The organism is Psychrobacter sp. FME13, assembly GCF_014861395.1.
In the GTDB taxonomy this organism is placed as follows: Bacteria; Pseudomonadota; Gammaproteobacteria; order Pseudomonadales; family Moraxellaceae; genus Psychrobacter.
In genome coordinates this window covers 1-15,360 of record NZ_RRYV01000069.1, presented here as the reverse complement: position 1 = coordinate 15,360, position 15,360 = coordinate 1, and the positions used below count along the sequence as shown (strand labels likewise).

The 15,360-nt window shown below is 40.0% G+C and carries 12 protein-coding genes; 6 read left to right on the top strand and 6 right to left on the bottom strand.

Annotated elements, in window-relative coordinates:
- Positions 1-2 precede the first annotated feature (2 nt).
- From EI164_RS09525 to EI164_RS09500, 6 genes are all read left to right on the top strand, one after another.
- Positions 3-1,496: a type I restriction-modification system subunit M gene (locus EI164_RS09525; protein WP_318779534.1), complete on the top strand. Its 1,494-nt coding sequence runs from the start codon at positions 3-5 to the stop codon at positions 1,494-1,496.
- Complete coding sequence (locus EI164_RS09520) at positions 1,493-2,632, top strand: restriction endonuclease subunit S (protein WP_192519729.1); 1,140 nt, start codon at positions 1,493-1,495, stop codon at positions 2,630-2,632. Before EI164_RS09525 ends, EI164_RS09520 begins: the two co-directional genes overlap by 4 nt.
- Positions 2,625-5,726 (top strand): HsdR family type I site-specific deoxyribonuclease, encoded by a 3,102-nt coding sequence (locus EI164_RS09515; protein ID WP_192519728.1) that lies wholly within the window; start codon positions 2,625-2,627, stop codon positions 5,724-5,726. Before EI164_RS09520 ends, EI164_RS09515 begins: the two co-directional genes overlap by 8 nt.
- A gap of 92 nt (positions 5,727-5,818) precedes the next feature.
- Positions 5,819-6,790, top strand: coding sequence for a hypothetical protein (locus EI164_RS09510; RefSeq protein WP_192519727.1), 972 nt, complete (start codon positions 5,819-5,821; stop codon positions 6,788-6,790).
- Between the two features lie 42 nt (positions 6,791-6,832).
- A complete protein-coding gene (locus EI164_RS09505) occupies positions 6,833-7,312 on the top strand; it encodes a hypothetical protein (protein ID WP_225739211.1) in 480 nt (159 codons plus the stop codon).
- 306 nt (positions 7,313-7,618) lie between these two features.
- Positions 7,619-8,209 (top strand): recombinase family protein, encoded by a 591-nt coding sequence (locus EI164_RS09500; RefSeq protein WP_144296423.1) that lies wholly within the window; start codon positions 7,619-7,621, stop codon positions 8,207-8,209.
- Between the two features lie 174 nt (positions 8,210-8,383).
- On the opposite strand, the gene EI164_RS09495 is transcribed toward EI164_RS09500, so the two are convergent.
- The 6 genes from EI164_RS09495 to EI164_RS09470 all read right to left on the bottom strand — a co-directional run bounded on the left by EI164_RS09495 (position 8,384) and on the right by EI164_RS09470 (position 15,021).
- Complete coding sequence (locus tag EI164_RS09495) at positions 8,384-9,241, bottom strand: ABC transporter ATP-binding protein (protein ID WP_192519725.1); 858 nt, start codon at positions 9,239-9,241, stop codon at positions 8,384-8,386.
- Positions 9,231-10,109, bottom strand: coding sequence for a nitrate ABC transporter permease (ntrB, locus tag EI164_RS09490; RefSeq protein ID WP_192519724.1), 879 nt, complete (start codon positions 10,107-10,109; stop codon positions 9,231-9,233). The genes EI164_RS09495 and ntrB overlap by 11 nt, the downstream gene beginning before the upstream one ends.
- Before the next feature lie 8 nt (positions 10,110-10,117).
- Positions 10,118-11,578 carry a CmpA/NrtA family ABC transporter substrate-binding protein gene (locus tag EI164_RS09485; RefSeq protein WP_192519723.1) on the bottom strand — a complete coding sequence of 487 codons (1,461 nt, stop codon included), beginning with the start codon at positions 11,576-11,578 and terminating at the stop codon, positions 10,118-10,120.
- A 111-nt stretch (positions 11,579-11,689) separates the two neighbouring features.
- A complete protein-coding gene (locus EI164_RS09480; RefSeq protein WP_192519722.1) occupies positions 11,690-13,066 on the bottom strand; it encodes an FAD-dependent oxidoreductase in 1,377 nt (458 codons plus the stop codon).
- Positions 13,067-13,139: 73 nt separating this feature from the next.
- On the bottom strand, positions 13,140-14,288 hold the full coding sequence (locus EI164_RS09475; protein WP_192519721.1) for an acyl-CoA dehydrogenase family protein: 1,149 nt from the start codon (positions 14,286-14,288) through the stop codon (positions 13,140-13,142).
- Positions 14,289-14,469: 181 nt separating this feature from the next.
- Positions 14,470-15,021, bottom strand: coding sequence for a carboxymuconolactone decarboxylase family protein (locus EI164_RS09470; RefSeq protein ID WP_192519720.1), 552 nt, complete (start codon positions 15,019-15,021; stop codon positions 14,470-14,472).
- Between the last annotated feature and the right edge of the window lie 339 nt (positions 15,022-15,360).

Below are 15,360 nucleotides of genomic sequence, written 5' to 3'. Positions count from 1 at the left end.
AAATTGCAAACGAGGTTCGTGGCTCAGTCGATGGGTGGGATTTTAAACAGTATGTATTGGGGACTTTGTTCTACCGCTTTATCAGTGAGAACTTTTCTAGTTATATTGAGGCGGGGGATGAGAGCGTTAATTATGCGGCTCTTTCTGATGAGGTGATTACTGCTGATATTAAAGACGATGCGATTAAGACCAAGGGTTATTTCATATACCCAAGTCAGCTGTTTGCTAACGTAGCGGCTAATGCGCATAGAAATGAGAACTTAAATACGGATTTGGCGGCTATCTTTAAAGAGATTGAAAGCTCGGCCAATGGCTACCCGTCTGAGCCTGATATTAAGGGTTTGTTTGCGGATTTTGATACCACCAGTAACCGATTAGGTAATACGGTTGCCGATAAGAACACTCGTTTAGCTGCGGTGCTAAAAGGGGTAGCTGGCCTTAAGCTGCATCAGTTTGAGGACAGTGAGATTGATCTATTTGGCGATGCTTATGAGTATCTGATCTCAAACTATGCGGCCAATGCGGGTAAATCAGGCGGTGAGTTCTTTACACCTCAAAGCGTGTCTAAACTGATTGCTCAAATTGCGATGCACAAACAAGAGACAGTTAACAAAATCTACGATCCAGCTGCAGGCTCTGGCTCTTTGTTACTACAAGCTAAAAAGCACTTTGATAATCACATCATTGAAGAGGGGTTTTTTGGTCAAGAGATTAACCACACTACCTATAACCTTGCGCGTATGAATATGTTTTTACATAACGTGAACTACGACAAATTTAATATCAAGCTGGGTAATACGCTGTTAGATCCGCATTTTGGGGAGGATAGACCCTTTGATGCGATTGTCTCGAATCCGCCGTATTCAGTGAAATGGATTGGTAGTGATGATCCGACCTTAATTAATGATGAGCGTTTTGCACCAGCGGGGGTATTGGCCCCTAAATCAAAGGCGGACTTTGCTTTTGTGCTTCATGCGCTGAACTACTTATCTAGTAAGGGCCGCGCCGCTATTGTTTGTTTCCCTGGGATATTCTATCGCGGCGGTGCTGAACAAAAGATTCGGCAGTATTTGGTAGATAATAACTATGTAGAGACGGTGATCTCCTTAGCACCCAACTTATTCTTTGGAACCAGTATCTCGGTTAATATCTTAGTGCTATCCAAGCACAAAACAGAGGGTAAGACGCAGTTTATTGATGCCAGTAAGCTGTTTAAGTCAGAGACGAATACTAACGTACTGACTGATGCGCATATCGATCAGATCATGACGTTGTTTGATACTAAAGAAGATACGGATTATTTATCTGCAAGCGTTGATAACAGCGCTATTGCTAAAAATGACTATAACTTATCGGTAAGTGCTTACGTAGAAACAGAAGATACGCGTGAAGTTATTGATATTAAAACTTTAAATAGCGAGCTTAAGACGACAGTCGCTAAGATTGATAAGCTTCGTGCTGATATCGATAAAATCGTTGCGGAGATTGAGGCATGAGTCACTTAGGTTATATGGAGAAGCTACTTGATGGGGTTGAGGTTGAGTGGAGAGCTTTAGGAAGTGTTTTAGTTCGCACGAAAGGAACAAATATTACTGCTGGTAGAATGAAGGTATTACATAAAGAACATGCACCATTGAAAATATTTGCTGGTGGTAAGACTGTTGCCTTTGTCGAGTTTAAAGATATACCTGAGAAAGATGTAAATAGAAAGCCATCTATTATTGTTAAGTCTCGAGGTGTTATTGGATTTGAATATTATTCTAAACCATTTTCTCATAAGAATGAAATGTGGTCATATCACTCTATTAATAATGATATAAATATTAAATATGTTTACTACTATTTGAAAACTAAAGAATCATATTTTCAAGGCTTAGCAAGTAGGATGCAAATGCCTCAAATAGCTACTCCTGATACGGATAAACTTCCCATTCCTATCCCGCCCATCAGCGTTCAAGCCGAAATCGTCCGAATTTTAGACACATTTACAGAACTTACAGCAGAACTTACAGCAGAACTTACAGCAGAACTTACCGCACGTCAGCAGCAATATGAGTATTACCGTGATGAGTTACTGACGTTTGAAGAAGGGGAGGTTGAGTGGAAGGAGCTAGGAGAAGTGTGTGAAAGTATTTCTTCCGGTAAGAATAAAATTAAGTCTGAATTAGGGCTTTATCCTGTCTTCGGTTCAACAGGGATTATTGGAAGAACAGATACCAAGGTGTATGAAAAGGAACAAATTTTAGTGGCTAGAGTTGGTGCTAACGCTGGACGTGTAAATATAGCAACAGGCGAGTATGACGTTTCAGATAATACGTTGATAGTTCAAAATAAAGACAGTATTGTCCTAAAGTTTTTATATTATTACTTGGTATATATCAACTTAAACCGTTTTACTAAAGGAGCTGGACAACCATTGCTCACAGCTGGCCAATTAAAAAAAATGTTAATTCCCACCCCGCCTATTGCCGAGCAAAAACGCATCGTTTCTATTCTCGATAAATTCGATGCCTTAACCACATCGCTAACCGAAGGCCTTCCGCGTGAAATAGAGCTGCGCCAACAGCAATATGAGTATTATCGTGATCTGCTGTTAAGCTTCCCTAAGCCTGAGGTAGTAGCTCATGACTGAACAAACAAAAACGATTGCTGAATCCAATAATTTTATCGTTTTAAATAAATATACCAAGTGCGATCAGCCTGATGGGGGGTATCAGACTGAAGACGATCTAGAGCGTGAGCTACTCAAAGACTTACAAAACCAGGGATATGAGTTTGTTCCTGGTTTAAACTCGCCTGAAACGATGCTTGCTAACGTACGTGTACAGCTGCAGATCTTAAATGAGGTGCAGTTTACAGATGCTGAGTGGCAGCGCTTTGTGATGGAGTATCTTGATAATCCTAGCGATAACATCACTGATAAAGCGCGAAAGATTCATGATGACCACATCTATGACTTCACCTTTGATGATGGACACCTGCAGAACATTGCTCTGCTAGACAAAAAAAACATCCCACGTAACAAAGTACAGGTCATTAAACAGTTTGCTCAAAAGGGCACACAAGCCAATCGCTACGATGTGACTATTTTGGTCAATGGCTTGCCGCTTGTGCAAATTGAGCTTAAAAAGCGTGGTATCGCCATTCGCGAAGCATTTAACCAAGTACATCGTTATAGCAAAGAGAGCTTTAACTCCGATAACTCCTTATATAAATATCTACAGCTGTTTGTGATCTCAAACGGCACTGATACCCGTTACTTTGCCAATACCACCAAGCGCAATAAAAACAGCTTTGATTTCACCATGAACTGGGCGAGATCCGATAACACCCTAATCAAAGATCTAAAAGACTTTACCGCGACCTTCTTTCAAAAAAATACCCTATTAAACGTGCTGATGCATTACACCGTCTTTGATGTGAGTAATACCTCATTGGTGATGCGTCCGTATCAGATTGCTGCTACTGAGCGCATCCTATGGAAGATAAACAGTGCTTATCAAGCCAAGAAGTGGAGCACTCTTGAGAGTGGCGGCTATATTTGGCATACCACAGGCTCAGGTAAAACCTTAACCAGTTTTAAAGCTGCCCGCCTAGCAACATCGCTGCCTTTTATTGATAAGGTGTTTTTTGTGGTGGATCGTAAAGATCTTGATTATCAAACCATGAAAGAGTATCAGCGCTTCTCCCCTGATAGCGTTAATGGCTCTGACAGTACCGCAGGACTCAAGCGCAACCTTGAAAAAGACGATAATAAAATTGTTGTCACTACCATTCAAAAGCTAAATAACCTGATCAAAGGTGAGGCTGATTTACCCATTTATAATAAACAAGTGGTGTTTATCTTTGATGAGGCACACCGTAGCCAGTTTGGTGAAGCACAAAAGAACTTAAAGAAGAAGTTTAAAAAGTACTACCAGTTTGGTTTTACAGGCACCCCTATCTTCCCCGAGAATGCCTTGGGTGCAGAGACAACTGCCAGTGTGTTTGGCCATGAGCTGCATTCATACGTCATCACTGATGCCATTCGTGATGAGAAGGTCTTGAAGTTTAAGGTGGACTACAATGACGTACGCCCGCAGTTTCAAGCCATTGAAAGCGAGCAAGATGAGAAGAAACTCACAGCTGCTGAAAACAAGCAGCTGTTATTACACCCTGATCGTATTGAAGAGATCTCAAAGTACGTTTTAAAGAGCTTTAGGCAAAAAACCCATCGCTTAAAAGGAAGTGGTAAAGGCTTTAACGCCATGTTTGCCGTCAGTAGTGTGGACGCGGCAAAGGCTTACTATGAAGCCTTAAGTCAGCTACAAAAGGACAGCGAGAGGCCCTTAAAGATTGCCACTATCTTTTCTTATGCTGCCAATGAAGAACAAGACGCAATCGGTGACATTGCCGACGAAGGTTTTGAGCCTACCGCCATGAATAGCAGTGCCAAAGAGTTTCTAAGCCGTGCTATTCATGATTACAACGAGATGTTTAAGACCAATTACGGCGTAGACAGTAAGTCTTTTCAAAACTACTACCGTGATCTTGCAGGACGCGTTATTAAGCAGGATGTGGATTTACTGATTGTTGTTGGTATGTTCCTCACAGGTTTTGATGCGCCGACCTTAAACACGCTCTATGTTGATAAAAACCTGCGTTATCACGGTCTGATGCAAGCGTTCTCAAGGACTAACCGCATTTATGATGCCACTAAGACCTTTGGTAACATCGTGACGTTTCGTGACTTAGAGCAAGCGACCATTGATGCCATCACCTTATTTGGGGATAGAAACACTAAGAACGTGGTGTTAGAAAAAAGCTATAGGGAGTACCTAGAAGGCTTTACCGATATTGCGACAGGCAAAGCACGACGTGGCTATTTGGAGGTTATTAAGGAGCTGCAGCAACGCTTTCCTAACCCTGATGAGATCGTCAAAGAGGCAGACAAAAAGGACTTTGCTAAGTTATTTGGCGAGTACTTACGCGTCGAGAACATCTTACAAAACTATGATGAGTTCGCGAGCCTAAAAGCGCTTCAAAGCATAGATATTACTGATGATGAGGCAGTTGAGGTCTTTAAAGCTGAGCACTATTTGACGGATGAAGATCTTGCTGCCATGCAAAGCATCGATGTACCTGCTGAACGAGAAGTACAAGACTATCGATCAACGTACAACGACATACGTGACTGGCTGCGCCGTGAAAAAGCAGCCAAGGATCAAAGCGAGTCCTCGCTTGACTGGGATGAAGTGGTTTTTGAGGTGGATCTTCTTAAGTCTCAAGAGATTAACCTTGATTACATCCTTGAGCTGATTTTTGAGCATAACAAGAATACCAAGGATAAGTCCGCCTTAGTCGAAGAAGTACGCCGAGTGATTCGAGCAAGCCTTGGTAATCGTGCTAAAGAAAGCCTGGTAGTAGATTTCATCAATAAAACCAACTTAGATAACATCCCTGATAAATCCAGCATTATTGAGGCCTTCTTTAGCTTTGCTCAAACAGAGCAGCAGCGTGAGGCGCAAGATATGATTGCTGCTGAAAATCTTAATGAAGAGGCGGCTAAGCGTTATATAACGGCATCTTTAAAGCGTGAATACGCCAGTGAGAATGGTACGGAGCTAAATGAGGTCCTACCTAAACTAAGTCCTCTTAATCCTCAGTATCTAACCAAGAAGCAAAGTGTCTTTCAGAAAATTTCGGCTTTTGTTGAGAAATTTAAGGGTGTTGGTGGGAGAATATAGCTGAAATTATGAAAATAAAAACGTATGAAACTATACATACGGAAGTTAGGTTACTCTCAAATTTTTTATAAAACTGGTTGGTATAGAAGATAATGTCTCGTAAAATTTTAATTTTTGGCAATGGTCTAGGAATGGCTATTGATCCTAATCGTTATTCACTAACAAATGCTCTGAATGCGGTCTGGGTCGACGATAGTTTGTGGAGTGATACAGTGCAACGTGATTTAATTCAAAACTGTATCCCCTCAAATAGCTGCCCTGTTTCGGAGCAAGATTTGGATAAGCTATACTTAGTATCAACTTCTTGCGACTATCTTAATGATTTTCCTAATACTAGTTCAGGAGAGCACTGGCTAACTCATTACGGACATAGTTTTACTAATTCTACTCAGGAGTACATTCATACAGTTGCTGCTTATCTATTTAACTCTACTAATCCTCTACCCAAATCGTTTAAAGAGCCATTAATTGATTTTATTAAAGATACTAAATCTCATGTTGCGACTTTAAACTATGACAAATTACTTTATGAAGAATTCATAAATGAAAGTATTTGTAGCGGATTTTCTGGGCAGTTAGTTGATGGCTTTACTAGTTCAGGTTTCGATAGCCTAAACTTAGTTAGAAAATATGGTAAAAACTTTGGTTACTACATGCATTTACATGGCAGCCCCTTATTTAAAGACATAAATAACATAACGTACAAGCTACAAATATCTGGCGTCCCAATGACGAACATTTTTGGTAGCAAACATATTGTATTAACTCATATACCGCATAAGCCCAGCGTCATTACTGCTTCCAAAGTCTTATCAACATATTGGAATTATATGATTTTTTCATTAAGCGAAGTAGATGAAATTATTTTATTTGGCTATTCAGGGTGTGATACCCACTTAAATAAAATTTTAAAAATACACGCAAGTTCAAAACGCAAAAGGGTTATTGAGTGGGATGGTGATAATTTTACTGTAAATCAAAGGCAAAGTTTTTGGAACAACGAACTAGGCAGCAATGTAAGCTTGCAAAGAATGCAAGATATCACTAACTTTACATCATGGTAATTATGCACTTATAATTAAATATTTAAGATAATGGATAAAAACATGAGATATTTTGCATTAATTATGGGTTTGGCGCTTGTGCCAGTAGCTCATGCAGATTTAATAGTGTCCTTTATAGATGATTCCAGACTACCTTATGAATACTCTGAAAGTAATTATGCTAATTCCCCTAGCAACTACTCTAACTCCAAAAGTAATTACTCTAACTCTGAAAGTAATTATGCTAATTCCCCTAGCAATTATAGTAATAGTCCATCTAAAAATGGGCAAAGCTCTAAAAATCAACTACTAGTGAAAGATGGTTCGACCTTATACCGTGCAGGTTACTATACTTATTCTAATAGTGGGGTTACTAATTTCTTTTCAACTTCTGGGAAGAGAATGTTTTACAACCCACAAAAAGGGATAGGCGTTTTTGAGAGTAGCAATGGCTCATTTAGTGGAGTATTAGTACCAATTGAAAATCAATATCATTTACTGCTAACTAATACTGGTAAAAAGATTTTGTTGATGTCTCAATAAATTGAAATTAGCTGCCCCCCCCTAATTTTAATAAAGTATACCTTAGCGGAACCAGCTATCTCACCCTTCAAACATATTAACAGACTACTTAAAGCAGACTGTTAGCATGGAACCATCTATAACAGACTTTTGAATTATAAGACTGGCTGCTGTGCTTTTTTCCTATCATTAGCCTATACCCAAAACATAAAACCTTTAAACGATAATATTTCTATCATTAGACTTGTTACTATTATTAAATGATAGTAATATCTTGCAATTATCAATGAACATTAATTATGAAGTCTAATTAATAAAGGTGGCGTTATGACCGTTCGTATTTATGTGAGAGCCAGCACTAAGGATCAAGATGCTAAGAGAGCCTTGTCTGACTTGATTAGCTTTAGCCAAAGCTATAATGATAACCATGTTGAGTATGTTGAGCATTTCAGTGGTACAAAGCTCGATAGGCCAGTATTAGCTAAGCTATTAAAGGACGCTGATCAAGGCGATATTCTGCTGGTTGAAAGCGTGGACAGATTAAGCAGGCTATCTCAAGATGATTTTGCAATTCTAAAGCAGCGCATCAAAGACAAGGGCTTGCGATTGGTGGTGGCCGATCTACCAACCACGCATACGGTAAGTAAGGGCATGACAGGTGAGATCCTAGCAGTGATTAACCATATGCTGATCGACTTGTTAGCAACGATGGCAAAGCTTGATAACGATAAGCGTAGAGAGCGTATTAAGCAGGGGTTAGCGAATAGTGGTTATAAGCCCACAGGTAAGAAAGCCAATACAGTGAAACATAATCGTATTAGAGAGTTGGCCAGTCAAAACAATATGACGAAAGAGGAGATTGCTAAGGCGGTTGGTGTTGGGGTGGCTACGGTTTATAGGGTGTTAAAGCAGGGATGATAGCTGAGGTTTTTTAATTGTTTATTTGCCTTCTTATAGACACAATGCGATCAGACATATAATGATTAATCTTATAGATTCTAATCATACATTCTGATTCGAAAAAATTGCCTCCAATATAGCCGGGGCGGTTCACAAATATTTGCACTGGTTCTAGTGGAGTATCAATATTCCTTATAACCCATCCCAGCTTTCATGTTTAAAATTAATCACTCTTGGTAACGTTCCTCGATCACTTTGTTGTTGTAAAGTTTTACTACGATGCAATAAGAAATCAAGTAAGTGGTTGCGAATTTTATAATAGTGGCTATGGTGGTGAATATCATCTCGATGACGTGGCTTAGGAATGGTATTTTCAACAATTTCTGCCAAAAAAGCTCTAGGGCCGTTACTCATCAAAAAAATGCGGTCAGCTAGTAAAATTGCTTCGTCAATATCATGGGTAATCATAAAAACTGTTTGATGGGTTTCATTAACGATATTAACCAGTTCATCTTGAATCACGCCACGCGTTAGAGCATCTAACGCTCCAAACGGCTCATCCATTAAGAGCATTTTGGGCTGAGTTGCAAATGCACGAGCGATACCAACACGTTGTTTCATACCACCAGATAATTCGCTGGGTTTTTTATGCTTGACTCCTGCCAAGCTAACCATACCAAGATAATGGTTTATCTGTTCATCCAAGTATTTGGCAGAGATATTAGGGGTTTTGGCTTTGATAGCAAAGGCGATATTGTCGCTGACGGAGAGCCAAGGAAGTAAGGCATGACTTTGGAACACAACACCACGCTCTAAACCTGGAGCAGTAACCGCTTTGTCCCCCATGATTATTTCGCCACTACTAGCTTTTTCTAGCCCCGCTAGAGCATTTAAAATCGTGGATTTACCACAGCCAGAGTGCCCAATTAGGCAAATAAATTCGTTTTTATAGATATCAAAATTGACGTTTTCAAACACGTTTTCGCCTGTGCCATAGTGTTTGGTTAAATTTCTTAATTCAATCAAATTTTGAGCATCATTATTCGACATAACTCACCTTTTTTTGTAATAACCCAAACAATGAATCCAAAATCATACCTATTACCCCAATAAGCAATACCGCAAAAATCACATTAGCAATTGAAAGGTTATTCCATTGATTCCACACAAAATAGCCAATCCCTGTACCGCCAACGAGCATTTCTGCTGCCACAATGACAAGCCATGCTATCCCCATTGAAATCCGCATTCCTATCACGATAGTCGGTGCAGCCGCAGGAATAACAATTTTGGTCGCTGTTTGCATTGGTGATAACTCAAGCGTACGAGCGACATTGCGCCATTCACGGCGGACATTTGCGACACCAAAAGCAGTATTGGTCAGCATTGGCCAAATTGAACAAATAAAAATCACAAAGATACTTGATGCATCAGAATCCTTGATGGTGTAAAGCGCAATCGGCATCCAAGCAAGTGGTGAAATCGGCTTTAGCAGTTGAATAAACGGCATTAATGCGTAGTTTAATACAGGTGATATACCAATCATATAACCAAGTGGAATAGCAACAATCATTGCTAAGAAAAATCCAAGCAATACACGCCCTATCGAGTAACTAATCTGAATGCCAATGCCTTTGTCATTCAAGCCCCTGTCATAAAATGGGTCAGAAATATGTCCCCAAGAAGTTTTAGCAAAATCAGCTAGACTTGGAAATTCACTCTTCTGTCTTTTGACTACCGCCCCTGCTTCTGTGCCTTCGGGGATATCTCCCATCAGCACACTATATTCTAGTTTGAGTGGGTCAGTCGGTGCATGAAATTGTATTGGTAAAGTGGCCATATGCCAAATACCAAGCGTAGAGAGCAGAATTAATAAGGATAAAAGGTAACCTTTGGTTTTGGTAGAAATGTTTTTCATGTAGCGATTTACCCTTTATGACCGATAGCGAAAGAATTGAGGTACTCATTCGGATTACTAGGGTCAAATGCTTTACCCATCACGCTAAAAGAAGGATAGCCGCTTGCCAAGCCGGATCCATCTTTGCTTAATTTATCTTTAACTGGGTAACCCATCAATTGCATTTGTTTTTTGGCATCAGTGAGCATAAATACTTTTTCGGCAATATCTTGATAGTTAACACTCTCTTTGAGATAACCCCAGCGTTTCATCTGTGTCATCATCCATACAGCCACGCTGTACCAAGGTAATACATCAAAACTCATACGGTCTGGAAAATCTTGAATATTTTCAACACCATCAGCAAATCGACCCATCAGTGACTGACGAAGCACTAATTCTGGTTGATTAAGATAATTTGGTTTTGACAACAAGGTAGAAAGTCCATGCCGAATGGTACGGTCATTTGCCATAATATTCGCTTTTATAATAGCTCGATTCATTGCCAAAAAAGTTTGTGGATTTTCATTGATAAAGCTTTGCGATGTGCCAAACGAACAACACGGATGACCGTTCCAAATATCTTGACTTAACGTATGAATGTAGCCTGCCTTATCCCAAACTGCTCGCTGATTAAATGGCTCAGGTCCAAAAAATCCGTCGATATTGCCTGCCTTAAGATTGGCAATCATATCAGGCGGTGTGGTAAGTCGCAGTTTTACATCTTTATCTGGGTCAAGTCCATGTTCTGCCAAAAAGTAACGCAATAAATAATTGTGCATTGAATGCTCAAACGGAATGGCAAAGGTCATCCCTTTCCAATTTTTTGGGTCACGATTATCCTTGTGCTTGAGCGACATAACAAGGGCTTGACCATTGGTATTTTGAATTGCTGCTACTTTCATATCTTGCTGTGCAGAGCCGAGCCCTAAACTAATAGCAATCGGCATCGGTGCAAGAAAATGGGTCGCATCAAGCTCACGATTTACCATTTGGTCACGCACCAAAGCCCAACCTGCTCGCTTGAGTAAATTTGCCTTGAGGCCTTGCTCTTGGTAAAAACCCATTGGATCAGCCATAATCAAGGGTGTCGCGCACAAAATCGGTAAAAACCCAATATTAACTTGTTTTTTCTCTGGATTAAGTTTATCCAATGCCGCTGCTTCTTGTAGGCTTGCAATTGGCAAAACACTAGCAATCGCCGCCATTGCAGTCCCTGTGCCAACAGATTTTAAAAACGCTCGGCGAGTCGGCTCATGTGGAAACAAGGCTTTTATTGCTACCGCCTCGATAAAATCATGGCTCAGTTGCTCAGTAGTGCTTTGTTCGCCATAGCTTTTTTGCAAATATGTAACTTGCCGTGTTTGCTCATTGCTAAAACTAGCAGTGCATTCCAATTGACTAGTGTGTTTACCACAAGTACAACTACCAAAATGCAATTGTTGATCGCTGTTATAAGGGCGGAAAATATTATTCTGATGGTTGCTCATAAATTTTTACTTTAAAGTTTTTAAAAGATTAGACCGCTGACGATCAGCAAAGCTCAACAAAAATACTTATCATATTTTGATATATCAATATTGTCATTTAACCTATGATTTTTATAATGAAAAATCCATATCCGCCACGATTTCCACTCGTCCATCGCCCGCTTCTATCGCCTGTTGCATAATCAGAGTCTTACCATCATCAACAATCGTTTCCCAATGCGAATTCCTGCATGGACTACCTGTCACTGTCACCGCAACTGATTTGGTTTTTAGCCGAACCACAGGAGTTTGGTGACTATAGCCTTCACTGTCCAGATCCAGTACTTGGTGAGCGATGGTATCTGCTTGCTGGCGTATCGGTGCAACAAAACGACATGCTTGACCATCGATTGCCATACAGTCTCCAATCGCGTAGACATCGGCTTGTGATGTTTGCAAAGTCTGATTATCGACAATAATCCCTTGCTGTGGCGCAAACCTAATTCCTGCACGGTTAGGCAAGCGGCCATCTACAATTAATCCTGTGCTGGCAACCACTTCATCAACTGTAATCGTTTTATCGTTATCGGCAAAGTGAATTTCATATTGACCATTTTCATTTTTATCAATAGAACTAACTGTGTTATTTCCTAAAAAATTGATATTGGTACGCACGAGAGCATCTTTTACCATTTGGCTAGCTTTGGTCGGCAAAATTTCAGCAAGTGGCAATGCGTTACGGTCAATTAAGATGACTTGATGTCCTGCTTTGACAATATCTTCGGCAAACTCACTACCTATCATCCCTGCACCGATAATTGCTACCAACTGATTGGGTTTTACTGCCAATTTTTGTTGCAGTTTAGCAAACATATCGACATGGTTAATTCGCCAAACAAATTTTGGTAGTAAGCTTTTCGGTAAAACAGGTTTTGCCCCTATCGCAAATACCAGTGAGTCATAATTAAAATCACCCCTAGTGGTACGCACTTGCTTGTTAAGGGTGTCAATGTGCATGACAAACGTATTGGCGACCAAACCAATATTTAAACGCTCACTTTCGGCAGTCGCAAGTTGAGTAATCAGATTCTCAGCATTTTTACTTTGGCTAATAGCAATTGATAATTGCGGTTTATGGTATCTATTACCACTGTCTGCGGTAATTAAGGTAATGGGGTAGTCTGCGTCCAAAACACGCACTGATTCAATCACAGCCCAACCTGCTAGACCTGCACCTATTACCACCAATCCCCCTGTGTTACTGATAGGATTAATTTGGGGCTTGACGATGTTAATGGAGCGCGGGATAAATAATTCAAAATCTCGTTTGGTTACACCACACAATGGACATTGCCAATCTTCCGGAATATCTTCATAGCGAGTGCCTGCGGGAAGACCGCCATCTGGGTCACCCAGCTTTTCATCATAAATCCAACCACAGGCACGGCATAAGAACTGCTTCCACTCACCACGTCCGTCAGTTGGATTGTTATCTTTATCTATGTTCATATCTTTCTCTGTTATTAAGTTTTGAGCATATTCAAAACGCCACCACTCATTTTTTAATTAAAAAAAGATAAAATCAATTAGGCGTAATCTCAGTCATTAGTTGATGGGACAAAAAGCGTAAATGCTTAATCGCAGGGGTCACAATCGCCACAAAATGAGCTTCACGGATACGCCGTTGCGGATTAGACGTCATCAAGTAACCTCTTGCACCTTGATGTAAAAGACTTGCTTGCGTAGCATCTAGCGATAATTTGGCACTTTGGATACGTAAATCTAGAACATCTAGCAGATAGTCTTTGCTAGGGTTAAATGGTGTTTTGGCAAGCTCTCGAGTGTGATCCACAGTATTGTCTAATGCCAATTGCAAGCCGCTTGCTTGGTCTTCCAAAAACTGATTGACATGACCGAGTTGCCCTTCAACCGCACGAATATCATCAATTGCCCCTTGGATAATGCCAATACCTATACCCAACTGCATGAGTACAAACGCGCCTCGAATACGCTCGATAAAAGGTTTCGCAGGGTCGGCGATAATATCGTCGGTCGGTACAAAATAATCATTTAGCTCAATTTTCCAAGTGCTAGAACCTTCCATTCCACTAAATGTGGGACATTGGCTTAACCTCCACTCCCTTTTTCTCTCATCATCAAACGCTAGCAAAAAGAAAATATCGAATGGCAAGTCATTGCTGATGTTACTAATAGATTCTACCGTTGCTACCGCACCACAATACTGATGCGGTGCAATATGGCTAATCCAAGGCAAGGTGCCAGACACACGATAACCGCCTTCTACTTTCTTGGCACGTAAAATCATAGGTTCAATATTTGCCCAAGTTTTCATTGGATTGGATAATGCTGTACCGCCGAATGTATTGCCCAATGTGTGATTTGGTAATATACGGTTTTTGAGAGATGTATTCTCAGATTGGTCAAGATAAAAACCCATAACCTGATGACACCACGATAAAAAGCCCGTTGTACCACAAACTTTAGAAATCTGCGCTGTGCTCTCAATAGCTGTCATAAAGCCATTGTTTTGACTGCTCAAATGCGATGCAAACGCTCCAAGTTTAGCCAACTCTCCCATTTCTTTAATAGGATAATAACCTTTGTCAATGGCAATGGGGTCAAGGATTAGCTTTGCTGCATCACCAATGTTTTGCAGCAACCGCGGCCTATCTTTCCACTGTGCTATCAATGGCAATGAAGTATTTGACATAAGAGGTTTATCGTAAAAGGTGGCAAAATTGGTTGAGATTTGATGGCTCATGAGATGAAACAACCTAAATATTGATGGAGGAATAACTAAAAATGCAAAAACCGCTCATCACTTGGTTGAGATGAACGGTTTTATGCAATCAAATATGCAAAATCTCAACGACTTGCTTATTACGTTAGCTTTATTTTTTTGGAGCGAAAGGTTGTAATTCTGGGTTAATATCATTTTTAGCTACATTATTCGCATAGTTACAAAGAGTTGCTAAGGCAATGCCCATCACGATATCAAGAATATTGGTGTCGTTATAACCTGCATCTTTAATGGCTTGTAATTCGCTATCTGAGACTTGACCACGTTTGTCAATTAATTGCATAACAAATTGAGCAATCGCTTGGTATTTAGTATTATCTTCGATATTGGTACGTTCACGTAAGGCGTTTACTACATTTTCTGGCATTTTTAGTTTCGTAGCCACCTTAGTATGACCTGCTATACAGAAGTCGCAACCATTGTGAGCTGCAGCGGTAATCTGTACAACCTCAATTTCTTCAGAAGTTAAGCTATTACGACTATTCATCTTCCCGACTTCTTGGTACATCTCTAACGCTTGGGGTGAATTTGATAATACGCCAATTAAGTTAGGGATAAAGCCGTTTGCTTTTTCGACCGCAGCAATACGCTCTTTGGCTTTTTCTGGAGCAGTTTCAATAGTGTTTACAGTTAGACGCGCCATTGACTTTTCCTTTTTTAGGCAGTTTTAAATTCATGAATATTATTGTAGGTTTTTATCAGCGAAAGACCTAATTCGTAAATAGAATATATAAATCCCAATGTTGAATAAATACTTTTAATAATCTATCGATCTATACCCCACTTTCAACTTTGAAAGTGATTGAAAAAAGAAGAGCAGAGCACTAATCTAGTGTTTTCGACCAAGAATACAACGGAGTCATGAGATGCGCATAGATGAATTTATCATCAATATCTATTTAGATATAGAATGATATTACAAAATAGGGTGGTGTATCAAAAAGTATGCTGGAGTAATAAAAGAAGGGTGACAGCCGAAGCA

Bases quoted from the DNA above. Each gene is read 5' to 3' on its own strand.
- EI164_RS09520 (WP_192519729.1), top strand. From the start codon at position 1,493: ATGAGTCACTTAGGTTATATGGAGAAGCTACTTGATGGGGTTGAGGTT.
- EI164_RS09515 (WP_192519728.1), top strand. From the start codon at position 2,625: ATGACTGAACAAACAAAAACGATTGCTGAATCCAATAATTTTATCGTT.
- EI164_RS09510 (WP_192519727.1), top strand. From the start codon at position 5,819: ATGTCTCGTAAAATTTTAATTTTTGGCAATGGTCTAGGAATGGCTATT.
- EI164_RS09505 (WP_225739211.1), top strand. From the start codon at position 6,833: ATGAGATATTTTGCATTAATTATGGGTTTGGCGCTTGTGCCAGTAGCT.
- EI164_RS09500 (WP_144296423.1), top strand. From the start codon at position 7,619: ATGACCGTTCGTATTTATGTGAGAGCCAGCACTAAGGATCAAGATGCT.
- EI164_RS09495 (WP_192519725.1), bottom strand. From the start codon at position 9,241: ATGTCGAATAATGATGCTCAAAATTTGATTGAATTAAGAAATTTAACC.
- ntrB (WP_192519724.1), bottom strand. From the start codon at position 10,109: ATGAAAAACATTTCTACCAAAACCAAAGGTTACCTTTTATCCTTATTA.
- EI164_RS09485 (WP_192519723.1), bottom strand. From the start codon at position 11,578: ATGAGCAACCATCAGAATAATATTTTCCGCCCTTATAACAGCGATCAA.
- EI164_RS09480 (WP_192519722.1), bottom strand. From the start codon at position 13,066: ATGAACATAGATAAAGATAACAATCCAACTGACGGACGTGGTGAGTGG.
- EI164_RS09475 (WP_192519721.1), bottom strand. From the start codon at position 14,288: ATGTCAAATACTTCATTGCCATTGATAGCACAGTGGAAAGATAGGCCG.
- EI164_RS09470 (WP_192519720.1), bottom strand. From the start codon at position 15,021: ATGGCGCGTCTAACTGTAAACACTATTGAAACTGCTCCAGAAAAAGCC.